Origin of the sequence: Prevotella sp. P5-64 (assembly GCF_002251285.1) — a bacterium.
Taxonomy (GTDB): Bacteria; Bacteroidota; Bacteroidia; order Bacteroidales; family Bacteroidaceae; genus Prevotella.
In genome coordinates this window covers 1-24,743 of sequence record NZ_NPJK01000013.1, presented here as the reverse complement: position 1 = coordinate 24,743, position 24,743 = coordinate 1, and the positions used below count along the sequence as shown (strand labels likewise).

The window sequence follows — 24,743 nt, the reverse complement described above, 5'->3', positions numbered from 1 at the left end:
GAAATCGTCAGATAAAATCTCGCATTGAGCATTTCCCACTTGTAATTTTAGTATTTTTCGGTTTCGGGCAAAATAGGCTCGAATTTGCTGTTTATATAATATAATAAGGTGGCATTGTCGTATATGAGCAGAAGAATAGAAAAAATCAATGTTTTTATGAAAAAAAACTTGGAAAGACTTGCAGGTATAACAAAAAAGCACTACCTTTGCATCGCATTTAGAGAAATGCTCCTTACAAAAGGATTTATGCGGCAATAGCTCAGTTGGTAGAGCACGACCTTGCCAAGGTCGGGGTCGCGAGTTCGAGTCTCGTTTGCCGCTCACATTTTGGATAAAGCCAATAGAGAATTTTCTCAATGCCCAGGTGGCGGAATTGGTAGACGCGCACGTTTCAGGTGCGTGTGCCGCAAGGCGTGCAGGTTCGAGTCCTGTTCTGGGCACGGTTTTTATCTGAGATATTTATTTGTTGGAGGGGTGGCGGAATTGGTAGACGCGCTACTTTGAGGGGGTAGTGACAATTATGTCGTGGGAGTTCGAGTCTCCTCCTCTTCACAAATAAAAAATTATTTCTTGTGCGGCAATAGCTCAGTTGGTAGAGCACGACCTTGCCAAGGTCGGGGTCGCGAGTTCGAGTCTCGTTTGCCGCTCTTTTCTTGTCCTTTTTATTTATAGAGAAACATCAAAATTAAATGAATTTATACATTAGATATTTCGATAAGGAAATTCTTGTTTATAGCGTTGAAGAAGCATTGGATTTTCTTCGTTCTATTCCAGAAGTTGATATCACCCCCAGTATGGAGAAAGACATACGTGAGTTTGCAAGCAACGATATGTTTTTCCCGAAGAGATATAAGGTTCGTCCACGCGTATATTTTATAATGATAAAGACGACCGCTCAAAACATGGATGATTTCAAGCAGAAGAAAGCTGTACGCCCAATGGTTCCAGGTATGAATGACCGCCGCGACTTGATAGCCTCTGTCACCACTAAACTTACTGAGATTCGCGAAGGATGGTATGAGGGTAGTTTGGATTTCAAGCGCGTTGTAATGGTTCCCAATACCGGCAAGCACGAATATAGAGATACCCATTTTGAGGTAAGGTGCAAAGCCGTGTCAGGCATGGACTGCTATAACCGGATGGTAGAATATCTGCGCCAGCGCGTCGACGCACGCAGCCAATTCCCTTCTGCCAAGGGTAAAAACTTTAAGTTCTCTTATTTAGGAAGATGGAAGGAGGAATGTGACTTATGAATAAAGTAATGTTGATAGGCAATGTGGGCAAAGATCCTGATGTGCGCTACTATGAGGCTGACCAGGCCGTAGCCCAAGTATCACTTGCAACCACCGAGCGCGGATACACCCTTCAAAATGGCACACAGGTGCCAGACCATACAGACTGGCACAATCTTGTCTTCTATCGCAACTTAGCCAAAATTGTCGAAAAATACGTCAAGAAGGGTGACAAGTTGTATATAGAAGGGCGCATACGTTACCGTTCGTATGACGACAAGCAGGGCAACCGTCGATATTTGACGGAGATTTTAGTGGAAAATATGGAAATGCTTACCCCGAAAACTACATCTCAGCCCACGCCCACAAGCGAACAGGGCAAGACTGATGGTGGCACTGCCTCTGCCGAAAACAACAAGGTACTTCCATTTTAATTAAGGTTATTCTGACATTGGACATTACATTTCTATCTGAAACATTAAGCGATGTACACTTGAATGCGCCATCCTTTGGCGTACTCTTTGCCTTCTTCATGGCAATAGTGCTGTTGTTTGTATCTGGGTTTGCCAGTGCTTCCGAGATAGCATTCTTCAGTTTGTCTCCTTCTGATGTATCTGAACTCGAGCAGTCAAAGACCAAGAAGGACAAGCATATAAGTATGTTGCGCGAAGACAATGAGCGCACACTGGCAACCATCCTTATCGGTAACAATTTCGTCAATGTTACCATCATCATGCTATGCAACTATGCTTTTGGCAACTTAATCAGTTTTGGCGCCAAGGCTTATTGGCTGCAGTTTATGAGCCTTACTGTCATCCTTACATTCCTGTTGCTCCTTTTCGGCGAGATTATACCCAAGGTCTACAGTCGGCAGAATCCTTTAGCATATTGCCGAGTATCAGTTGGAGGAATAATGTTCATGCGCCGGCTCTTTTGGCCGCTCGAAACGATACTGATCAAGAGCGGCATTTTCTTGGAGAAGATGGTGCACAAGGAAAACCAGCATCTGAGCATGGATGACCTGGAACAGGCATTGGAATTGACTGACAAGAATGAAATCAAGGACGAAAAGAGCATCCTGCAAGGCATCATCCGCTTTGGCGATGAGACGGCGAAGGAAATTATGACCAGCCGACAGGACATTGTCGATATAGACATTCGTAGCTCGTTTTCTGAAGTGATGTCATGTATCCTGGAAAACAACTATAGTCGCATTCCTGTCTATCAGGACAATGATGACAACATACGCGGTATTTTGTATATCAAGGATCTGCTGCCTCACGTCTCCAAGCCGGCCAATTTCAGATGGCAGAGTCTGATTCGCTCGGGTTATTTTGTTCCCGAAACCAAAAAGATAGACGACTTGTTGCGCGAATTCCAAGAAAACAAAATCCATATTGCCATTGTGGTAGATGAATTTGGCGGCACCTGCGGCTTGGTTACACTTGAGGATATTCTGGAAGAAATAGTAGGCGAAATCAATGACGAATACGATGATGACGAAAAAACGTATTCCAAGATTAATTATAATACCTATCTCTTTGAGGGTAAAACACTGCTAAGTGATTTGAGCCGAATTCTTAATGTCGATGACGACGCCTTCAGCGATGTGGAAGGCGATGCTGATACTCTGGCAGGAATGTTGCTCGAAATCAAGGGAGACTTCCTTAGCCTGCATGAACGCATAGACTACAAGAATTACACCTTTGAGGTAATGGAGCTGGAGGGCAGACGCATCAGTAGGGTAAAGGTTATCGTACACGATTTGCACAATAATTGACCATGCCACTTATAAGTATTGACGCAATCGCACCTCAATGCCATTTGGGATTGTGGCGGATAGAAGAAACCATAGACGATATAATAGCAACTGACAATCGGTTGGCTGGCGTGGTTGATAAGATTGAGCATTTCCATTCAGAATCAAGACGCAAAGAAGTGCTGGCCGTCTATGGATTATTGTTTGCCATGACAGACAATCCCTATTTACGTATTGAGCATGACGATTTGTCACGACCAGTAATCGACGGCTATCATGTCAGCATAAGCCATACCCGTGGCTATGCGGCACTGCTGCTCTCAACTCGGCACAAGGTGGCTATAGACATCGAATTCATCAGCAATAGAGTAGAGCGTGTCGCTTCCAAGTTCATCAGAAATGATGAGGTGGCAGACTCTCTCTATGCGAAACTCATCCATTGGAGCGCAAAGGAAACGATTTATAAGCTATTTGCTAACGAAAACTTGGATTTCTTTGATATGCGAATCGCCCCATTTGATCAGCGGGAAGAAGGAAATATCGAGGTAGATGACCTGAAAATAGAAAAGAAACAGTCGGTGCATTATCTTTGCAATGACAAATATGTGCTTACCTATGCAGCGATTTAGAAAACTCTGTCTGGCTATTTACCTTCTTCTGACATCAATAGCCACTCATGCGGAAAGCCGGGATACTATACAAATAATCCGTATAAATCCGCAACATTCCTTCCCCTTATCTGTCAAAGCAGGTAACTATAGTGGCATAACCTATTTGGGCAACAATGAATATCTCGTTGTCGATGACAAATCAGCATCAGATGGTTTCCATCTGTTTACTATAGAGATAGATAGCTTGACCGGAAATATTCTGTATGTATCCAATCATGGTTTTGTGTCATCGGGCATGGCCAACCGAGACGGTGAGGGGATAGCTTATATCAAGCCTATCAATTCGGTACTGATAAGCGGAGAGGCTGTTAATAGAATCTTGGAATATAGTCTGGATGGAACACCTACCGGACGAGAGGCCGAAATACCAGAAATCTTCAAGAATTCTGCTGCAAACATGGGGTTTGAAGCCTTGGGATATTCCGAGTCTATGCATCGCTTATGGACCTGTAATGAAAGCCCATTGAATGGAGATGGGGGTAGGGCTGAAGTCAACAACCCGATTGAAAACCGATTACGTTTTCAATCTTTCAGTGACTCTCTTAAGGCTATGGAGCAATACGTTTACAAAATGGACAAACCTATTGCCAGAAAACCTTCCAAGTATTATGCCATGGGCGTCTCGGCCATAACACCTCTTGCCGACGGGTCACTGCTTGTTTTGGAACGAGAATTCTACGTTCCCCCAATGCTTATGGGTAGTTTTGTAAACTGCAAGATTTATCAAGCCTGGCCCTCAATGCCTATAACGCATGATCAAGAAATCACAGCAGACGAAACACCTGTTATGGATAAATTCCTTTTGGCGGAATGGAAAACTAACATAGGACTTTTCAAACGAAATATTGCCAATTATGAAGGCATGTGCTTGGGCCCACAACTTGCCGATGGCTCGCAAGTTGTAGTCTTGGTGTCAGACTCACAGGGGCAATATGCGAATACACTAAAGGACTGGTTCAAAACCATTGTCATAAAATAGACAGTAAAATAAAAAAGTGCCAATGCAAAGCAATGGCACTTTAATATTAGTTGTAATTTACTTAATCCTGAACAGGAATCTTCTTGACACGGCGCTCATGACGACCACCTTCAAATGTGGTTGCAAAGAACTTGTTCATTATGGCTTCAGCCGTCTTGTTGTCTATAAAGCGACCAGGAAGAACCAATACATTTGCATCGTTGTGCTGACGAATAAGGCCGGCAATCTCAATACACCATGCCAATCCTGCGCGAACTGCCTGATGCTTGTTCAAGCAAATCGCCATACCTTCTCCACTGCCGCATATAGCAATGCCTGGATAAACTTCGCCACTTTCTATACCTTTAGCCAACTCGTGAGCGAAATCAGGATAGTCAACACTTGAGTCACTATATGTACCATAATCTTTGTAAGAATAACCTTTCTTCTCAAGATAATCGATAACAAACTGCTTTAATGGATAGCCTGCGTGATCGCAAGCGACTCCGACTGTCTTTACGTCCATAGTTTTAATTGTTTAGAAGTTCTTTAACTTGGTTATATACATTCTGGGCTGTGAAGCCTAACTTTTCATCCAATACCTTATAAGGAGCAGAGAATCCGAAGCTGTTAAGACCGAATACCTTGCCATTCTCACCTACAAGACCTTCAAGAGTGACAGGAAGTCCGGCTGTGAGACCAAAGCGCTTGACACCTGCGGGCAGAACCATCTGCTGGTATTCTTTGCTCTGTCGACGGAACAATCCTTCTGATGGCACGCTCACGATACGAACCTTAATGCCATCTTGGCGCAGAAGTTCTGCACCGGCCTGCAATGTTGACACTTCAGAACCGCTTGCAAGCAGCACCACATCAAACGCCTCATCTGAGCCAGCCACGATATATGCACCCTTGCGAGCTTGCTGATAATCGTTGCCTTCGGGCAAATTCTTGATTCCTTGACGTGAGAATATCAATGCTGTCGGCGTATCCATATTCTCCATTGCCATCTGCCAACATACTGTAGCCTCATTGGCATCAGCAGGACGGAATACGCGAACCGAATCCTTGCCGTGATGATTTTTCAGTTTCTCCATGAGTCTGATTTGAGCCTCTTGCTCTACTGGTTCATGGGTAGGTCCATCTTCACCGACACGGAACGCATCATGAGTCCAGATAAACTTGATTGGCACTTCCATCAATGCCGCCAATCTGACAGCAGGCTTCATATAGTCAGAGAATACGAAGAATGTTCCACATGCAGGAATGACTCCGCCATGGAGATACATACCTATACACATGCAAGCCATAGTAAGCTCGCTGACGCCTGCCTCAAAGAACGCACCTGTGAAATCGTCCTTGCTAAGATCATGTGTCTTCTTCAAGAAACCATCGGTCTTGTCGGAATTAGACAAATCGGCAGAGGAACAAATCATATTGGGTACCTGTTCGGCAAGAACGCCCAAGCAAGCCGCCGATGCTGCACGAGTAGCGATGTCTGGCTTTTGGATAAGACCACTCCAATCTATCTGAGGAGCATTGCCCGAGAACCAAGTGTCCTTAAGCTGAGCCTTATCCGGATTTTCTTCTGCCCACTTCTTTTCTGTCTTTCTACGCTCGGCAACGATTGTTCTCAATTCATTGGCCCGATTGGCATAGAGAGCTTTTACTTCGTCGAAAATAACAAATGGATCATCAGGATTTCCACCAAGAGCAGTCACCGTATTGCGGTAAGCATTCCCACCAAGGGGGGCGCCATGAGTCTTAATCGTATTTTCATAACTTGAGCCATCTTCTTTGAGGGCGCCTTTACCCATAATGGTTTTGCCGATAATAAGAGTCGGGCGATGTTGCTCAAGATTGGCCATGTCAAGTGCATGGCGAATTTCGTCGGCATCATTTCCATTGATAGTAATAACATTCCAACCCCATGCTTCGTATTTTGCTTTGGTATCTTCCTGCATTACGACTTTACATTCGGTAGAAAGCTGAATATCATTAGAATCATAGAACATGATAAGATTGTTGAGCCCGAGAAGTCCGGCCAATCTACCAGCACCTTGGGAAATCTCCTCTTCTATGCCACCATCTGAAATATAGGCATAAATCTTATGCTGCATAACGGTTTTCCCGAGACGTGCCTCCAAGAACTTTTCGGCAACTGCAGCACCCGCTGCAAATGTGTGTCCCTGACCTAACGGACCTGATGTATTCTCAATACCACGGCAGATGTCACGTTCTGGATGACCTGGAGTAGGAGAGTCCCACTGGCGGAACTGCTTCAACTCGTCTATTGTAAATTTTCCCTGTAAGGCAAGTGCAGAATATAACATGGGCGACATGTGCCCGGGATCAAGGAAGAAGCGGTCACGTCCTGTCCACGTTGCATCATCTGGATCATAAACCATATACTCGGAAAAAAGCACATTAATAAAATCTGCTCCGCCCATAGCACCTCCAGGATGGCCTGAATTAGCTTTCTCTACCATAGAAACAGCCAAAATGCGGATATTGTCGGCTGCACGGTTCATAACTTTCGTTTCGTTCATTATATAATAAAATTATATGGTCCTCATTATATCTGTCGGCACACTACTTGACTCTAAATCTGTATGCTGTATGGCTAATGTATGTCTCGCCAGGTTTGATATATGAAGATGGGAAATTAGGATTGTTCGGTGAATCGGGGTATTTCTGGCTTTCCAGGCATACCGACGCATGCTTGGGATAAGCAATGCCATGCTTTCCTTTAACTTTACCATCAAGGAAATTGCCTGTATATACTTGTACGCCAGGCTCGGTAGTGAACATTTCAAGACAAATTCCTGTATTGGGAGCATAAAGGCTTGCTGCAACTATTTTGTCGTTACCTTTGCCTTTGGTATATGTGTTCAGGCACCAATTGTGGTCATATCCTCTGGCATACTTGATTTGCTCAAAACTTGTATCACCAATCGTTTCATAAAGCGCATGGCGTTTGGTAAAATCCAATGGGGTACCATAGACAGACTTGACCTTGCCATTGGGTATAAAAGTCGAATCAATTGGGGTATAATTGTCTGCATTAATATAAAGAACCATATTTGTACCTGCCTGGCTCATATTGCCAGTCAGATTAAAATAAGAATGGTTGGTCATATTGATTACAGTCTCTCTATCAGTAGTAGCTTCGTACTTGATATCCAATACATTATCGCTTGTTAATGTATAAATGACTTTAGCGGTTACCGTTCCAGGAAAATTGTTGTCTCCATCGGGAGATACAATTGATAATTGCAGAGTACTGTCATTCGGTTGAACCGCATCATATACTTGATACTGCCATCCAGACGGACCGCCATGCAGACAGTGACCAAAGTTATTGGTCGGTAGCTGAATTGTTTTTCCGCCAACTTTAAGCTGTCCCTTATTGATTCTATTGGCATAACGGCCAATAGATGCTCCGAAATCACTGGGTGTATTGACCGTATCAGCATATTGATGAATATTGTCAAAACCCAAGACCACATCTGTCAATTGTCCAGCTTTGTTGGGTACACACAATGAAACGAGTCTTCCACCATAATTGGTGATACAGGCTTCCATACCACTTTCATTGGTCAAGGTAAACAGCTTTACGGCTTTGTTGTTGATTATGGTATCAAAATCAGCAGGGTTAAGTCCAGAGATAGTACGCTGTCCACCACCTGAGCAAGCGCAGAGGAAAACGGTTATAATTCCAATGCATAATGTTAGATTTCTGACTCTTTTCATTATTTCGTTGTTTTTAGTATTATTTCCTTTTTGGGTGTAAATATACATCTTTTTTTTTAGATAAACGGCCATTTGCAATGATTATTTTCTAATGGATACAAAAAAAGCCACTGTCCGTATAGAACAATGGCTTTTTTATAATTATTAGATGATATTATTTGCCGTAAGAACCTATGCTAAATTAGCATACTTTGTGAGCACCGTCATTGATAACGACGTTGTATACAGCTGGCTCATGACCATATTTCTCGGCAAATTTCTGCTTTGCATTAGCAATGAATGAGTCATAGATGCTGTCCTTTACCAGATTGATGGTACAGCCTCCGAAGCCACCGCCCATGATGCGACTTCCAGTGACACCATTTTCCTTAGCCAACTCATTGAGATAGTCAAGCTCCTCGCAAGAAACTTCATACTCCTTGCTAAGGCCGTCATGGGTCTCATACATCTTTTGGCCTACGGTCTCATAATCGCCTTTCTGCAAAGCATCACATACAGCAAGTACACGATCCTTTTCTCCAAGAACGAAGTGTGCGCGAGTGTAGTCTTCCATTCCTACCTCATCCTTAACCTCTTCCAATTGCTCCCAAGAACAATCACGAAGTGTCTCAAAATGAGACTCTGGATGTTTGGCGGCTATGTGTTTTACTACATTCTCGCAACTATTGCGGCGGTCGTTATATGGTGAGCCCTTGAGTTCGTGCTTAACTTTGGAATCAAGCAGCACCAATTTGTAGCCTTCTGGGTTGAAAGGGAAGTACTCGAATTCTCGAGAACGGCAATCCAAACGCATAAGTTTGCCTTCCTTACCAAATACACTTGCAAACTGGTCCATAATACCACAGTTTACACCGACATATTTATGCTCCGTAGCTTGTCCGGCGAGAGCCAAATCCCATTTGGAAACTTTATTGTCACCAAAAAGGTCATTAAGCGCAAATGCGAAACAACTCTCCAAAGCAGCAGAAGAAGACATGCCTGCACCAAGTGGTACATCTCCGTAGAAAGCAGTATTGAAACCCTTAACATCCACACCGAGGGCCTTCATTTCTTGCACGATTCCATAAATGTATCTTGCCCAAGTAGTGCGAGGACCTACGGGGTCGTTAACCTTAAATTCTACGCGATCCTTAAGGTCAATAGAGTAGCACATGACTGTATCAGTACCATTAGGGCGCACCTCTGCCATAATACCTTTATCTACAGCTCCTGGGAAGACGAAACCTCCGTTATAGTCAGTATGCTCACCAATAAGATTGATACGACCTGGAGACATATAAATGTTACCAGTTTTGCCATCAAAATGCTTGATGAAGCGGCTTCTTACTTTTTCAATATCCATAGTTTGTAAATTCAAAAAGGTTAGACAATATAATAATTGTAATGTTATTCTACAGAAATGTCTTTATTCACATTCTTTGAGCCGAGAAGTGCATAATATAAAATGTATACAGCACTCAGCAGTACTACAATAAAGCTGGAGATGTAGTTGTGAGTAAAGTCGATAACCTTAGCCTGAATAAAGATCATAACAGCAAAACCAGCAACCATCATCATGAAGGCTCCAGAGGCAGCAGCTGTATATTTTCCGAGTCCCTCAGTGGCAAGATTGAAGATACCACCCCACATAACAGAAGCACAAAGGCCAACCAACAGGAATGCAAAGATTCCGACGGGTATCTCACCCCATACCAAAGTAAGATGGGTATAGTCGATACCAGGACATTTTACCATCATGGTCTCGGGCAAAAGCATACCTGCTGCAGTAAGGATGATAGCCGCAATGCTGACGGTAGTAATCATGGACTTGGCAGAAATCTTGCCACCGATCATACCACCAACGAAACGACCAATCAGCATAAAGATAAAGTAAACAGCACCCAGTGTACCGCAATAACCTGCATCCATTCCTAATCCAGGATTAGTAGCATCTTTTGCAGCGGTAAGATAAGAGAAGATGTAAGTAGGAGGACATACCTCTACTGCACCATAAACAGCAATAGCCAACATACCGAGTTTGAAATGGCGGAAAGAATAGCAACTGTGCTCGTCTTTTGCTTCTTTAGCTTTCGCAGCTTGCTGTGGTTCTTGGATTTTAGTAAAGAATATTACGACAAAGGCAAATATGAAGATTGCCAAGGCTATAAACAATGCAGGTTGGGCGTCTGAAACCTTTGCTGTAGCTGCATCGCCGATAAGGCTACCCATAAGGATGTAAACGCATACGGCTGCGGCAGAATTGAAGACTCCACCAATCTGAACCAATTGATTTCCTCTGTTACCGCCTCCGCCAAGCAGATTAAGCATTGGATTAACTACAGCGTTAAGCATACACATGCAAAGTCCTGATACAAAGGCACCAATAAGATACACTACGAATCCGACAGAGCCGCTAAGCCACTGGACAAGTAAGCCAACGATACCCACAACCAAAGCAGCCAATGCAGTAGTCTTATAACCAAACTTCTGAATAAGCAATCCTGCAGGGATACCCATAAGGAGGTAGGCACCAAAGTTGCCATAGTTACCAACTTGGGCAAGCGATTCGCTTACTGAGAAATTGTTTTTCAGGATAACTGCCATCGGCGAACAGAGATTAGTCACAAACGCAATCATCGCAAAAAGGAAGACCATTGCCAAAATGGCAATAATACTACCTTGTTTCTTTTCTAATTTTTCCATTTTACTTGTTATTAATGATGTTATTATGATTATTCTATTGTTCTACGCCAAATTTGTATATGGTCTTCTGCGTATATTTACTTTCGGGTTTAAGCACGACAGATGGGAAATATGGGTGATTGGGGGAATCGGGGAAGTGCTGAGCTTCAAAACAGATTGCGCTACGACGGGGGAATGTAGCTCCATTCTGTCCCTTGTAGCCATCAGCCCAATTGTCTGTATAGACTTGGACACCTGGCTCTGTTGTATAAACCTCCATAGTACGACCGCTCACGGGTTCAACGATTTTTGCAGCAAAACTAAGCTCTCCTTCTTCTTTCTTATTAAGAACAAAGCAATGGTCGTAGCCAGCTCCATTCCTGATTTGCTCGTCATCGGCGTCTATGTCCTTGCCAACAACTTTGGGTGAGGTAAAATCGAATGGAGTATTTTTTACAAAACGAATTTCTCCGGTAGGAATACTCGTTTCGTCAATTGGAAGATAATAATCAGCATTTATTTGACAAATAAGATTCTCTATACTTGCAGTTGGATTAGCAATACCTGACAAAGAGAAAAAACCGTGGCTTGTAAGGTTAATGATGGTTTTCTTATTTGTAGTGGCCATATAATCGATAACAAGTTCGTTATCATCAGTAAAACTATAAACAACAGTAGTTTTAACTTCGCCTGAGAAGCCCTCTTCGCCATAAGGGCTGGTATATTCAAGAACTAAAGAGTGTTCATTCATTTGTCTGGCATCCCATACTTTAGCGTTAAATCCTTTCTTTCCGCCATGCAAGCTGTTGGGACCATTGTTTATGGGTAATTGATACTCTTTGCCATGCAACTGGAATTTGCCTTTACAAATTCTATTACCGTAGCGACCAATGAGGGTCGAAAGATAGGGTTCCGGGCTGTTGATGACATCTTGTACATTGTCATGTCCTTGTATGACATTGGCCTTTACACCATTTCTATCAGGAACCATAATTGCAACCAATGCGCCACCATAATTGGTAATAGCCACCACGTTGCCACGATTATTTTTCAGGAAGTATAAGTCTGTCTTCTTTCCATTGATTGTGGCCTGAAAGTCTTCTCGTCTCAGGCCACAGATGTGTTCTGTTTCTGTTGTGCTCATCATAAAAAGTTTTTAGTTACTTTATGTACTTGCAAAGTAAATAAAAAAAAGTGAATACCACAAAAGTCACGCCATTTATTATCGCGTTTGTTGCGTTAAAAACAATTAACAAAGCACTATGGCAATAGACGATTGGCGAAATGTACCGCTATATATAAAGAAAACGACACCAAAAGACAATTATTCTTTTGGTGTCGCGAGACAGGCAAGCAGATCAGACACAATATAACTGCTTCCACCTATAAAAACGAAATCATTGGGGACGGCAATTGCAAGCGCAGCCATATAGGCGCTCTCAACGCTATCGTAAACACGACCAACAAGTCCGTGAGCAAGCCCTTTTTGAGCAACAACCTGACTTGGAATAGCTCGATGCGTAGTTGCCTGTGACCAATAATAAATAGCATCTTTGGGCAACAACTCCATAACAGAATCAATATCCTTGTCATCAACCATTCCGAATACAATGTGCTTTTGATGACATTCTTGGTGGATAATTTGCTTTGACAAATACTTCCAACCGCCAACATTATGTCCTGTATCACATACTATCAATGGCTGGTTACACAATATTTGCCATCTTCCCATGAGGCCAGTCAGCTGAACAACATTGAGGAATCCTTTCTTCACAGCCTCAACATCCGTTATGCCTAATTCTCGGATAGCACATAGGATTGTATTTGTGTTTTTTATTTGATATTCTCCTATCAGAGCACCCGTAACGACGCCATAGTTAACCGTTTGATAGGAGATACCACCACCCTGAGATTTATCAACCGAGACAACTTCGCAAGCGTCTTCTGCAAAAATAATCTTGGAGTGTGTTTCGATTGCTTTGTGTTCAAAAACATGACGCGTTTCAGGGATTGCTTCCCCTATGACGACAGGCGTATTGGGCTTGATTATCCCCGCTTTCTCCGCTGCAATCTGAGGCAATGTTTCACCAAGGAATTGGGTATGGTCTTTGCTTATATTAGTAATGATTGACAATATTGGAGTTACTATATTTGTACAATCAAGACGCCCACCAAGGCCTACCTCGACAACGGCGTAATCAACATGCTTCTCCGCAAAGTACTTGAAGGCCATTGCTGTGGTTAGCTCGAAAAACGAAGGATGAAGGGGTGTGAAGAAATTCTTTTCCTTGTCGACAAAGTCCACCACATACTCTTCGGGTATCATTTCGCCATTTACCCGGATACGTTCTCTGAAATCTACCAAATGCGGAGATGTATATAGTCCGACATTATATCCCATAGCTTGCAATATTGCAGCAAGCGTATGAGAACAAGAACCTTTACCGTTAGTTCCCGCAATATGAATAATCTTATAGTGCTGATGCGGGTGACCAAAGTGTTTGTCAAGCGCATGAGTATTATCCAGACCTTCTTTATATGCAGATGCACCCACATGTTCGAAAACAGGGGTGCATTCATATAGATAATTAACAGTTTCCCGATAGTTCATAACACCTTAACTGAAATAGTTTTTGAACTTGTCAAAAATCGATTTCTTAGTACTTGCGTCTCCTTTGAAATTATCACTGTCACGCATACTTTCAATTGCAGCGCGTTCCTGCTTACTCAAGGCTTTCGGAACATAAACACTGATATTGACAACCAAGTCGCCATGACCTGTTCCATATCCTTGTACATGAGGCAGTCCCTTCCCGCGCAAGCGCAGTGTCTTACCTGGCTGGGTACCAGGCTCAATCTTGATTTTTACTTTACTTCCTTCAATAGTAGGGATTGAGACTTCACCACCAAGTGCAGCTGTAGGAAAATCGAGCAGAAGGTTATAGATGACATCTTGACCGTCACGGACGAATGTATCGTTTTCCTCTTCTTTGATGTAGACTTGAATATCGCCGTTTATTCCATTATGTGGACCGGCATTTCCTTTACCAGAGACATTTACGACCATTCCTTCTGCGACTCCAGCAGGGATGTTGATTTCAACGACTTCTTCGCCTTTTTCGACGCCGGTGCCGTTACATGCCTTACATTTATTCTTGATAACAGAACCCTCGCCATGACATGTTGGGCAGTCCGTTTGGGTCTGCATCATGCCCAGCATCGTACGAACTGTTTTTACGACATAGCCTCGACCTTGACAAGTCGGACAAGTCGTATTGCCACTTCCATCCGCGGCGCCTGTTCCATGGCAATGGCTGCATGTAATGTCCTTCTTTACCTTGAACTTCTTTGTTACGCCTGTCGATATCTCCAGAAGCGAAAGCCTTACAGTGAGTCTCAAGTCAGTACCCCTGTATTGCGGACGACCTCCACCGAATCCACCAAAGCCGCCGGCATGTCCTCCAAACACATCGCCAAACATAGAGAAGATATCATCCATAGAGAATCCTCCACCGAATCCTCCGGCACTTCCGAATCCGCCACCAGGTGCGTTAAATCCGAACTGGTCGTATTGTTGTCTCTTCTGTGAATCGTGAAGAACATCATAAGCCTCTGCCGCTTCTTTGAATTTTTCTTCAGCTTCAGCATTATCTGGATTTCTGTCGGGGTGATACTTTATAGCCAACTTACGATAAGCGGCTTTAATCTCGCTTTCAGTTGCGTTTTTGCTAACGCCCAGCACCTCATAATAGTCGCGCTTTGCCATACGTTAATATAATAATGTATTAATCGCCAACAGCAACTTTGGCATGTCGTATCACTTTATCGTTCAGCATATAGCCAGTCTGGGTACAGTCAACGACCTTACCCTTCTTGTCATCGCCCATACCAGGGACTTTGGCTATAGCTTCATGGAAATCCACATCAAAATCAGAGTTTTCCGTTTCAATGCGCTTAAGACCAAGCCCTTCGAGAGTCTTATGCAGCTTCTGGTCGATAAGTTCCCAGCCTTCTTCAAGAGCCTCTTTAGTTTCTATTTTGGTAGCATTGGTTATAGCTCTTTCCATATCATCAAGAACAGGAAGAATTGCAGTGATAACCTTTTCTCCACCATTAAGAATCAATTCAGCTTTCTCTCTGATGGTACGTTTCTTATAATTCTCGAATTCGGCCAAGGTACGCAGATATTTGTCTTTAGTTTCGGCCAGTTCCTTATTAAGAGCATCTAAAGATTCTTTTGCATCTTCTTCAGAACTCTCTGTTGAGGTATTCTTAGAGTCATCAGCAGCCTGAGAAGAGATGGTATCTTTAGCCTCTGATGACGTTTCTTCGTTAACTTTGTTTTCTTTTACTTCACTCATAATACTTATCTTTTATTACTTTTGGAATAACAAAAAGCATGCCAAACACTACTCTGCGTAGAGTTTTGCCTTGAGTTCTTTGATTTGCTCATCATGAATATATTCATCATAGCTCATCAGTTTGTCTATTATTCCATTAGGTGTAAGTTCAATGATGCGATCAGCTACAGTTTCAATAAACTCGTGGTCATGTGAACTGAAAATGATATTTCCCTTGAACGAAGTAAGATTATTGTTAAATGCCTGAATACTCTCAAGGTCCAAATGGTTGGTAGGTGTGTCAAGTATGAGACAGTTGGCATTACGCAACTGCATGCGTGCAATCATACATCTCATCTTTTCGCCTCCCGAAAGAACATTTACCTTCTTCATTACTTCTTCACCAGAGAACAGCATTCTTCCCAAATAGGCCTTCATCTGAACCTCATTGCCAGGTCCGTACTGCGACAGCCAGTCCACCAAATTCATATCGCTCTGGAAGAATTCGGTATTGTCCAAGGGCAAGTAGGCAGTTGTTATTGTGATGCCCCATTTGAAGGTACCTGCATCAGCCTCTTTATTACCGTTCACAATCTCAAAGAGCGCAGTCATTGCCTTCGGATTGCGTGACAAGAACACAACTTTCTGTCCCTTTTCTATATTGAAGCTGACATTGTCAAACAACACGTTACCATCGTTGTCTGTAGCTTTCAGCCCCTCGACTTCGAGTATCTGATTTCCGGGTTCACGTTCCATCTGGAAAATGATACCTGGGTATTTACGGCTTGAAGGACGGATTTCCTCCACATTAAGTTTTTCAAGCATCTTTTTACGTGATGTAGTCTGCTTGCTTTTGGCCACGTTCGCGGAGAAACGACGGATGAACTCCTCCAACTGCTTCTTTTTCTCTTCAGCCTTCATGCGCTGGTTCTGGGCTTGGCGAAGAGCCAACTGTGAACTCATATACCAGAAACTATAGTTACCAGAAAAAACGGTAACCTTACCGAAGTCAATGTCTATAGTCTGAGTTGAGACAGAGTCAAGGAAGTGACGGTCGTGCGATACGACTAAGACTGTCTGACGTTCGTCGATTTCACTCAAATAGTCTTCCAACCATTCTACAGTATCCAAATCGAGGTCATTGGTAGGCTCATCGAGAAGAAGATTCTCAGGATGGCCAAACAAGGCCTTAGCCAACATAACTCTTACCTTTTCATTATTGGCAAGTTCAGCCATCTGCTTTTGGTGCAAGTTTTCCTTGATGCCCAAGTTCTGGAGCAATTGAGCCGCATCAGATTCAGCCTCCCAACCATTCATTTCAGCAAACTTCAATTCCAGATCAGCTGCTTTATTGCCATCTTCCTCTGTCATTTCCGGCTTAGAGTAGAGACGCTCACGCTCTTTCATGTTTTCCCAAAGGGGCTGATGCCCCATGAGTACAGTGTCCATTACGCTGTAGTCATCATATTTGAAGTGGTCCTGTTCAAGAACGCTGAGGCGTTCACCAGGACCAAGTTCTACAGTTCCCTTGTTGGGCTCCAAATCGCCGCTGATGGCGCGCAACAGCGTTGACTTGCCGGCACCATTGGCACCAATAACACCATAAATGTTTCCTGGAGTAAATTTGATATTGACGTCTTTGTACAATACTCGTTTGCCAAACTGAATGGCAAGATTGGTAAGCGTTATCATCTTTTGTATATACCTTATTTATAATTTAGTGTGCAAAGTTACAAAAACTCTTGGGTAGAACAAAATATATATGCTCGTTTTTTATAACGACCCACATGCAACGTGTTAAAAACGACCACAAATCCCATTCGGTCAGCACTTGTCATTTTGCCAATGCCAGCTTTAAGTATTTTGAAGTATATCCTAATTTGCAATCTGCCACTTGTTCGGGAGTTCCGGTTACGAGCACCCTGCCTCCGTTTCGACCACCTTCAGGACCCATATCGATTATATAATCAGCCAATTTAATGACATCAAGATTATGCTCGATAATTATAACTGTATTACCCTTGTCGACAAGTTTCTCTATTACATTCATTAATATTCGGATGTCTTCAAAATGCAATCCGGTAGTTGGCTCATCCAATATATACAGAGTTTTTCCAGTATCCCGTTTAGCCAACTCGGTTGCGAGTTTAACACGCTGGCTCTCTCCACCAGAGAGGGTAGTGCTTGACTGTCCCAACTTGATATAATCCAGTCCGACGTCTTGCAGCGTCTTGATTTTAGGCAAAATTGATGGAACGTTCTCAAAGAACTCTACCGCCTGGCCTATGGTCATATCCAAAACATCTGCAATGGACTTGCCCTTATATCTTACTTCCAGAGTCTCACGATTGTACCTCTTGCCATGGCAGGTCTCGCATGGCACCATCACGTCTGGCAAGAAGTTCATTTCTATTGTTTTGTATCCATTTCCTCCACAAGTTTCACATCTGCCGCCTTTAACATTGAATGAGAAGCGACCAGGCTTGTAACCACGAATCTTAGCTTCGGGGAGCCCCACAAACAAGGTGCGGATATCGGAGAATACACCGGTGTAAGTCGCTGGGTTGCTTCGCGGTGTACGACCAATGGGGCTTTGGTCAACAGTTACCACTTTGTCCAGATATTCTAACCCTTCGATAGAAGAGTAGGGCATAGGCTTCTTTAATGCCCGATAAAAATGATGCGCCAATATGGGTTGAAGAGTCTCGTTTACCAGTGTAGATTTACCAGAACCACTGACACCGGTAACAACAGTAAGGACACCAAGAGGGAACTCGACATCAACATTTTTCAGATTGTTGCCAGTACATCCGTGCAATACTATCGCCTTGCCATTAGGCCGACGACGTTGAGCTGGTATCTGTATACTCTGGATTCCATTCAGATAATTGGCCGTGATTGTATCGCGGTGAAGCATTTCTTCGGGCGTACCCTGAAACACCACTTGACCACCCTTACGCCCAGCTTTGGGACCGATGTCAATTATCCAATCAGCCGCTCTCATCATATCTTCATCATGCTCGACAACGATTACAGTATTCCCCAGATCACGCAGTTCTTTAAGCGAATTGATGAGCCGCTGATTATCACGCTGATGAAGGCCGATACTTGGCTCATCAAGAATATACAGAACATTGACAAGCCTTGTTCCGATTTGCGTGGCCAGCCTTATGCGCTGGCTTTCTCCACCAGAGAGGGTTGCCGACTGACGATTAAGCGACAGATAGTCAAGGCCCACATTTAATAAAAAGCCAACACGAGTACGTAGTTCTTTTATTATTTCGCTGGCTATTATTTTTTGATTTGTCGACAGGCCCTCAGCCATATTAGATAGCCACTCTGCCAATTCATTCAAATCCAGATTGGCGACTTCAGAGATATTCCGGTCGCCAATCTTGTATGAGAGGGATTCCCTTTTGAGTCTTAATCCATGGCACTCGGGACATACGTTTGTGGCCAGGAACTGTTCAGCCCACTTTTGTCCTGCCGATGTGTCATCATTATCCATGATGTCACGCAAGTATTTGATGATACCATCAAAGGTGACAAAGTAATCACTTGATGTATGAACCACTTCTTTAGGAATTTTCAGGTTTTCCATTGTTCCATAGAGAATTTCGTCCATGGCTTCCTGTGGGACATCACATACGGGCGTCTTCAAGTTACAGTCGTATTTTTGCAGGATAGCATCAATCTGCCAAAATACCATTTGGTTCTTATATTTGCCCAAGGGAGATATTGCTCCATCACGGATAGACAGCTTGTCATCGGGTATTACCTTGTTTAAATCTATTTCGTTGACCACACCCAAACCTTTGCATCGCGGGCAGGCGCCTTCAGGAGAATTAAACGAAAAGATATTTGGAGCCGGTTCACCATACGACAACCCGGTTACAGGGTCCATAAGACGCTTGGAGTAATTCTTGATGCTATTATCGTGTTCGTCAAAAATCATTAGCGTGCCGTCGCCTTGGCGCATCGCTATCTGCACACTTTTCTTGAGCCGTTCGTCGTCTTTACCACGTACTTTCAGTTTGTCGACAACCACCTCGATGTTATGATTCTTGTATCGGTCAACCTTCATGCCACGCTCAATCTCCTTTATCTCTCCATCTACGCGTATATAGAGGTATCCTTTACGCCGCATGCTTTCAAAGAGTTCGCGATAATGTCCTTTGCGTTGACGGACCAAGGGGGCGAGGATGAAGATGCGATGGTCGATATACTGTTCGAGTATCATTTCCATCACCTGCTCCTCTGTATATTTTACCATTTTCTCTCCCGACAAATAACTATATGCCGTACCAGCCCTTGCATAGAGCAGACGCAGATAATCGTATATTTCGGTAGTAGTTCCGACCGTTGAGCGGGGATTCTTGTTGGTGGTCTTTTGTTCAATGCTGATTACAGGGCTTAAACCGGTAATTTTATCCACGTCGGGGCGTTCTATATTGCCCAAAAAATTGCGTGCGTATGCCGAAAAGGTTTCGATATATCTCCGCTGACCCTCTGCATATATGGTATCAAAGGCCAACGAAGACTTGCCAGAACCCGACAAGCCTGTTATTACTGTGAGTGAGTTGCGGGGAATTGTGACATCCACATCCTTGAGATTGTGCACGCGTGCCCCCCATACATTTATAGTTTCTTTCTTATCTTTCATCGGTCTGAAGATATCTTCTTTAATGTTCGGTTTCGATGTAATCACGCATGAGATTTACATCCTTCTTGATATTGAATACGCGGCCGTCTGCACCGCGTGCCTTGACGACGCAGTAGTATGTTCCGGTTTTCATATCCTTTCCTTTGAATGTGCCGTCCCAGCCACCTGCCGGATCATTCCATTCATACAGTTTCTGGCCCCAGCGGTTGATAATAATAGCCTTAAACTCTACAATACTCTGATATCCAGGCTTGGCGCGATAGATATCATTTATACCATCTCCATTGGGAGAGAAAGCGTTTGGAAATTCGAGTTTGCTTTCGTAGACGGTTACCGTGAAGCGGGCCTCACGCCAATAGTCAGCTTCGTATCTGACCGTGTCTGCCCCGAGGGTAAACACCGTGTAGCATACCACATGATTGACTCCCGATTCGGCAAATATGTATTCTGTATCTTCTTCATATCTCACAAGATATGGCTCATTCTCTTTACCTTCTTTGAAGAAGCGCCATTCGTAATGCGCCGTCCATCCATCCGCATCAGAGGGGTTGAGCTTGAAGGTCGCTTTTATAGGCGCCGAACCAGAGAAATAACTGTCCGTACTCTCGTTGCCAGCAGCATCTGTAAATACAACCGAAGGGGCGATTGATGGCATTCCTGGTGTAGCATAGACGGGACCAAATATGCCAAGTGTTAGCAATAAAAAAACTAATTTTGCTATCTTCATTGTGTATGAACTTAAAAATAGATAGCAAAGTTAACAAAAAGTTTAGAGTTTTGGGAGTGAAGTAATAGTTTTTTTGTATTTTTGCAAATGGAAATAATCATAAAGATAATGAATAAACGTTTGTTACGCTATATTTTGCTGCCCATGCTCCTTATGGCGTGTGCCGTCTGCGATGCCCAGATAAACAATTGGCAAGACTTGTACAAGGCCAAGAAGAAAGATACCATCTATGGCATTGCCCATAAATACGGCATCACCGTTGACCAGCTGATGGAGGCCAATCCTGACATGAAAAAGGACGGCTATCAGTTGAAGAAGGGCGACATTGTGTTCATCCCCTTTGTATCACAGCCCAAAGAGGTACAGCAACCATCCAAGAAGAGCACCGAGAAAGACATCGATATACGCTCGAGAGCCATTAGAATAGGCATGATGCTGCCTCTGCACAATGTTGATGGCGACGGCAAACGCATGACTGAGTATTACCGAGGTTTCCTTTTGGCATGCGAGCAGATGAAAGCCCAAAATATCTCAGTTGATATCCACGCATGGAATGTACCGATAGATGCGGATATACGCCAGACTTTGCTCGACAAGGGCGCCCAGAATTGTGATATCATCTTTGGCCCGCTGTATTCCAATCAGGTCAAGTATCTTGCCGAATTCTGCAAGACATATAAGATTAAGATGGTTATCCCATTTTCCATCACTGGCGACGAGGTGAAACACAATAGCCAGATTTTCCAAGTTTACCAGTCGCCCGAGCGTCTCAACGAGAAGGCTATCTATGCCTTTATGGAACGTTTCCCCAAGCACCACGCCATTTTTGTAGATTGCAATGACAGCACCAGCAAGAAGGGCATTTTCACATTCGGTTTGAGAAAGCAGCTGGATAGCAAAGGCATCAAGTACAGCATTACCAATATCAAATCATCTGAACAGCAGTTCGGTAAGGCATTCAGCCGTACTCTCCCCAATGTAGTTGTACTTAATTCGGGACGGTCTCCAGAACTTAATGTTGTTTTTGCCAAACTCAATGGTCTGAAGATGACAGCACCCAATGTCCAGATTTCCGTCTTTGGCTATACTGAGTGGCTTATGTACACCAAATACAATCTTGCCAATTATTATCAGTTTGATGCATATATCCCTACCACTTTCTATTACAATCCTTTGTCCGAATCGACCCAGCAGATAGAAGCCCTTTATCGACAGTGGTTCAAGACCGAGACCATCCAGGCACTCCCCAAGTTTGCCTTGACCGGTTACGACCATGCCATATATTTCATCAATGGATTGCACAAATACGGACAGAGCTTTTCCGGAACAAAAAAGCAACAAGTCATGAAACCCATTCAGACACAGTTGTACTTTGACAAGAACACTAACGGAGGTATGGAGAATGCCTGTTTCCAGTTAATTCACTATAAAAACGACCAAACGATAGAATCTATAACATATTAATGAAGAAGTTATATTTGATTTTAAGTTTAGCCATGATGCCGTTTCTTTCCGTCATGTCGCAGATAGGCGAACATCGGAACGATTTCACATTGGGCGTCAATGGCGGATATATCCTGAGCAATGTCAGTTTTACCCCTAAGGTGACTCAAGGTTATCATGGCGGCCTTACAGGTGGTTTGTCCATGCGCTATGTATGCGAAAAATATTTCAAGACCATTGCTTCAGTATATGCAGAGGTCAACTATTCGCAGTTGGGATGGAAGGAGGATATTCTTGACATCAACAACCAGGCTGTAATCAATCCCGTCACAGGATTGGCAGAAAACTATAGCCGTACTATCAACTATGTACAGGTCCCCATATTGGCCCATTTGGCATGGGGAAAGGAATACAAGGGCGTCAGTTTCTTTGTGAATTTGGGTCCACAATTTGGGTTCTATCTCAGCGAGAAGACCAAAAGCAACTTTAATGTTAAGGATTGCAATATGAATGACCGCGTTTCGACCGTGGTTGCACAAGATACAATGGCCGTAGAAAACAAGTTTGATTATGGCATTGCCGTCGGAGCAGGCATGGAGTACACCGTGCCCAAGGTAGGGCATTTCCTGATAGAGGCCCGATACTACTATGGACTCGGCAACATATACGGCGACTCCAAGCGCGATTACTTTGGCAGTTCCAACTTTGGCAATATAATCATCAAGGCTGCTTATCTGTTTGATATAACCAAAACCAAAAAATAATAATTATGTTTGAAGGACAACCTAAAGGTCTTTATGCGTTGGCTCTTGCCAACACCGGCGAGCGATTCGGTTATTACACCATGCTTGCCATCTTTGCCCTGTTTATGCAGGCTAAGTTCGGATGGACAGAGTCACAAGCCGGACAGGTTTATGCCATATTCCTGGCAGTAGTTTATTTTGCTCCGCTCTTTGGCGGTATGATAGCCGACAAGATTGGCTATGGCAAGTGCGTAACCATTGGTTTTGCCACAATGTTCCTCGGCTATCTGGGTCTTGCCATCCCCACAGAGGCCGATACTATCGGACAGATTTCCATGTTTGGCGGACTGGCTTGCGTGTCATTGGGTACCGGCTTGTTCAAAGGCAATCTCCAGGTATTGGTAGGTAACCTCTACGACGACCCCAAGTACTCATCACGTCGTGATTCGGCCTTCAGCCTTTTCTATATGGCTATCAATATCGGTGCAATGTTTGCCCCCTCAATGGCTAAATGGATTACCAACGTATATCTGTCTCACTATGGCTTACAATATAACGCAGCAAACACTGACCCCAGTTATCTCCAGGCCCTCTCTGGCGCATACGGTCTTTGCTTTGGTGTAGCCTGTATCTCTCTGATTCTGTCAGCTGTCATCTATTTCGCCTTCCGCGGATGGTTCAAGCATGCCGATGTTACTGCCAAGCAGGCCAAGGAGCAGGCTGTAGCCGTAGAGGAGTTGACTCCCAAGCAGACCAAAGACCGCATCGTGGCATTGCTGCTCGTCTTTGCCGTGGTTATCTTCTTCTGGATGGCATTCCACCAGAACGGTTCGGCTCTTACATTCTTTGCGAAGAAGTATACCGACTTGACTGTTAGCGGCACTATGCGCATCGGATTCAACATCTTCAGTTTGGCTCTTATCGCCATCTCTGTTTATACCGGTTTTGCAACATTCCAATCCAAGTCTACTCGCAGTCGTGCTATCTGTGGTGTCGCTACCGTTCTGCTGCTCTCTGGAGCCTACGCTCTCTATGCAGTAATGGACAATCCTACATACGCACAGCCATCAGACTTCCAGCAGTTCAATCCATTCTTCGTAGTAGCACTCACCCCATTCAGCATGGCATTCTTCGGCGCTCTTGCCAACAAGGGCAAAGAGGTTAGCGCACCAACCCGTATCGCATGGGGTATGCTTGTGGCCGCTCTTGGATTTGGCGTCATCACCATGGCATCTACCGACCTTATTTCGCCGATGTCATTGGGCGACAAGACCCAGAGCATACTGTCTCCAGGATGGCTCATCTCTACCTACTTTACCCTTACACTGGCAGAGCTGTTGCTGTCGCCTATGGGCATCTCATTTGTTTCCAAGGTTGCACCTCCTAAGTATAAGGGCCTTATGATGGGTGGATGGTTTGTTGCCACAGCCATTGGTAACTACCTGAGCTCAATCCCATCTATGTTGTGGAACAGAATACCACTGATGTACAACTGGGGTATCCTCATCGCGCTTTGTCTCGTCAGCGCATTGGTAATGTTTGCATTGCTCAAGAAGCTGAAGGAAATGACAGCATAGGCAGATAGATTATTTACTATTAAAGGCTGATTTCTAAACGTATAGAAATCAGCCTTTAACCCAAATCGGTCATTAGAAAAAGTTTCTTGTCATTTTCTAATGACCGCCATTAGAAAAACAGCTTTGTATATGCTTGATTTATAAATATTTACTAACTTTACCACGAAAAAAAGAATATACTCCGATGCGAAACTGTGACATAAAGTTTGTAAATAA

20 protein-coding genes and 4 tRNA genes are annotated in these 24,743 nt (G+C 43.7%); 12 read left to right on the top strand and 12 right to left on the bottom strand.

The window, feature by feature from the left end:
• Nucleotides 1-248 precede the first annotated feature (248 nt).
• The 9 genes from CIK87_RS03205 (at nucleotide 249) to CIK87_RS03165 (ending at nucleotide 4,641) form a co-directional block, all read left to right on the top strand.
• Nucleotides 249-321, top strand: a tRNA-Gly gene (locus tag CIK87_RS03205).
• Between the two features lie 37 nt (nucleotides 322-358).
• A tRNA-Leu gene (locus tag CIK87_RS03200) sits at nucleotides 359-440 on the top strand.
• A gap of 28 nt (nucleotides 441-468) precedes the next feature.
• Nucleotides 469-552: transfer RNA gene (locus tag CIK87_RS03195), tRNA-Leu, on the top strand.
• Between the two features lie 22 nt (nucleotides 553-574).
• Nucleotides 575-647 (top strand) — tRNA-Gly (locus tag CIK87_RS03190).
• Between the two features lie 42 nt (nucleotides 648-689).
• Nucleotides 690-1,253 (top strand): hypothetical protein, encoded by a 564-nt coding sequence (locus tag CIK87_RS03185; protein ID WP_094385409.1) that lies wholly within the window; start codon nucleotides 690-692, stop codon nucleotides 1,251-1,253.
• On the top strand, nucleotides 1,250-1,666 hold the full coding sequence (locus tag CIK87_RS03180) for a single-stranded DNA-binding protein (RefSeq protein WP_094385407.1): 417 nt from the start codon (nucleotides 1,250-1,252) through the stop codon (nucleotides 1,664-1,666). The genes CIK87_RS03185 and CIK87_RS03180 overlap by 4 nt, the downstream gene beginning before the upstream one ends.
• Before the next feature lie 17 nt (nucleotides 1,667-1,683).
• The gene (gldE, locus tag CIK87_RS03175) at nucleotides 1,684-3,012 is read left to right on the top strand and encodes a gliding motility-associated protein GldE (RefSeq protein ID WP_254046049.1); all 1,329 of its coding nucleotides are present in this window, start codon (nucleotides 1,684-1,686) and stop codon (nucleotides 3,010-3,012) included.
• Nucleotides 3,013-3,014: 2 nt separating this feature from the next.
• Nucleotides 3,015-3,620 (top strand): 4'-phosphopantetheinyl transferase superfamily protein, encoded by a 606-nt coding sequence (locus CIK87_RS03170; RefSeq protein WP_094385403.1) that lies wholly within the window; start codon nucleotides 3,015-3,017, stop codon nucleotides 3,618-3,620.
• Nucleotides 3,607-4,641, top strand: a complete 1,035-nt coding sequence (locus CIK87_RS03165; RefSeq protein ID WP_094385401.1) for an esterase-like activity of phytase family protein — start codon at nucleotides 3,607-3,609, stop codon at nucleotides 4,639-4,641. Before CIK87_RS03170 ends, CIK87_RS03165 begins: the two co-directional genes overlap by 14 nt.
• A gap of 61 nt (nucleotides 4,642-4,702) precedes the next feature.
• On the opposite strand, the gene CIK87_RS03160 is transcribed toward CIK87_RS03165, so the two are convergent.
• The 12 genes from CIK87_RS03160 to CIK87_RS03105 all read right to left on the bottom strand — a co-directional run bounded on the left by CIK87_RS03160 (nucleotide 4,703) and on the right by CIK87_RS03105 (nucleotide 20,764).
• Entirely contained in the window at nucleotides 4,703-5,146 is a 444-nt protein-coding gene (locus tag CIK87_RS03160; RefSeq protein ID WP_094385399.1) for an RpiB/LacA/LacB family sugar-phosphate isomerase, read from the bottom strand.
• A 4-nt stretch (nucleotides 5,147-5,150) separates the two neighbouring features.
• Nucleotides 5,151-7,169 carry a transketolase gene (locus tag CIK87_RS03155; RefSeq protein WP_094385397.1) on the bottom strand — a complete coding sequence of 673 codons (2,019 nt, stop codon included), beginning with the start codon at nucleotides 7,167-7,169 and terminating at the stop codon, nucleotides 5,151-5,153.
• Between the two features lie 43 nt (nucleotides 7,170-7,212).
• Nucleotides 7,213-8,373: an aldose epimerase family protein gene (locus CIK87_RS03150; RefSeq protein ID WP_094385434.1), complete on the bottom strand. Its 1,161-nt coding sequence runs from the start codon at nucleotides 8,371-8,373 to the stop codon at nucleotides 7,213-7,215.
• Between the two features lie 181 nt (nucleotides 8,374-8,554).
• Nucleotides 8,555-9,715 (bottom strand): galactokinase, encoded by a 1,161-nt coding sequence (galK, locus tag CIK87_RS03145; protein WP_022311395.1) that lies wholly within the window; start codon nucleotides 9,713-9,715, stop codon nucleotides 8,555-8,557.
• 44 nt (nucleotides 9,716-9,759) lie between these two features.
• On the bottom strand, nucleotides 9,760-11,055 hold the full coding sequence (locus CIK87_RS03140) for an MFS transporter (protein ID WP_094385395.1): 1,296 nt from the start codon (nucleotides 11,053-11,055) through the stop codon (nucleotides 9,760-9,762).
• A 34-nt stretch (nucleotides 11,056-11,089) separates the two neighbouring features.
• Nucleotides 11,090-12,181, bottom strand: coding sequence for an aldose epimerase family protein (locus CIK87_RS03135; RefSeq protein ID WP_094385393.1), 1,092 nt, complete (start codon nucleotides 12,179-12,181; stop codon nucleotides 11,090-11,092).
• Between the two features lie 177 nt (nucleotides 12,182-12,358).
• Nucleotides 12,359-13,645, bottom strand: a complete 1,287-nt coding sequence (locus CIK87_RS03130; protein ID WP_094385391.1) for a folylpolyglutamate synthase/dihydrofolate synthase family protein — start codon at nucleotides 13,643-13,645, stop codon at nucleotides 12,359-12,361.
• Nucleotides 13,646-13,651: 6 nt separating this feature from the next.
• Nucleotides 13,652-14,800 carry a molecular chaperone DnaJ gene (gene dnaJ, locus CIK87_RS03125; RefSeq protein ID WP_022311399.1) on the bottom strand — a complete coding sequence of 383 codons (1,149 nt, stop codon included), beginning with the start codon at nucleotides 14,798-14,800 and terminating at the stop codon, nucleotides 13,652-13,654.
• A 19-nt stretch (nucleotides 14,801-14,819) separates the two neighbouring features.
• Nucleotides 14,820-15,395, bottom strand: coding sequence for a nucleotide exchange factor GrpE (locus CIK87_RS03120; protein WP_022311400.1), 576 nt, complete (start codon nucleotides 15,393-15,395; stop codon nucleotides 14,820-14,822).
• Nucleotides 15,396-15,443: 48 nt separating this feature from the next.
• The gene (locus tag CIK87_RS03115; protein WP_094385389.1) at nucleotides 15,444-17,066 is read right to left on the bottom strand and encodes an ABC-F family ATP-binding cassette domain-containing protein; all 1,623 of its coding nucleotides are present in this window, start codon (nucleotides 17,064-17,066) and stop codon (nucleotides 15,444-15,446) included.
• A 142-nt stretch (nucleotides 17,067-17,208) separates the two neighbouring features.
• Nucleotides 17,209-20,037 (bottom strand): excinuclease ABC subunit UvrA, encoded by a 2,829-nt coding sequence (uvrA, locus tag CIK87_RS03110; protein WP_094385387.1) that lies wholly within the window; start codon nucleotides 20,035-20,037, stop codon nucleotides 17,209-17,211.
• Nucleotides 20,038-20,056: 19 nt separating this feature from the next.
• Complete coding sequence (locus CIK87_RS03105; protein ID WP_022311403.1) at nucleotides 20,057-20,764, bottom strand: gliding motility-associated C-terminal domain-containing protein; 708 nt, start codon at nucleotides 20,762-20,764, stop codon at nucleotides 20,057-20,059.
• Between the two features lie 108 nt (nucleotides 20,765-20,872).
• On the opposite strand from CIK87_RS03105, the gene CIK87_RS03100 reads away from it, so the two are divergent.
• The 3 genes from CIK87_RS03100 to CIK87_RS03090 are packed head-to-tail and all read left to right on the top strand — an operon-like array spanning nucleotide 20,873 to nucleotide 24,527.
• Nucleotides 20,873-22,228 carry a LysM peptidoglycan-binding domain-containing protein gene (locus CIK87_RS03100; RefSeq protein WP_094385432.1) on the top strand — a complete coding sequence of 452 codons (1,356 nt, stop codon included), beginning with the start codon at nucleotides 20,873-20,875 and terminating at the stop codon, nucleotides 22,226-22,228.
• Nucleotides 22,228-22,971: a porin family protein gene (locus CIK87_RS03095; RefSeq protein WP_094385385.1), complete on the top strand. Its 744-nt coding sequence runs from the start codon at nucleotides 22,228-22,230 to the stop codon at nucleotides 22,969-22,971. The genes CIK87_RS03100 and CIK87_RS03095 overlap by 1 nt, the downstream gene beginning before the upstream one ends.
• A 5-nt stretch (nucleotides 22,972-22,976) precedes the next feature.
• Nucleotides 22,977-24,527, top strand: a complete 1,551-nt coding sequence (locus CIK87_RS03090) for a peptide MFS transporter (protein ID WP_094385383.1) — start codon at nucleotides 22,977-22,979, stop codon at nucleotides 24,525-24,527.
• Nucleotides 24,528-24,743 lie beyond the last annotated feature (216 nt).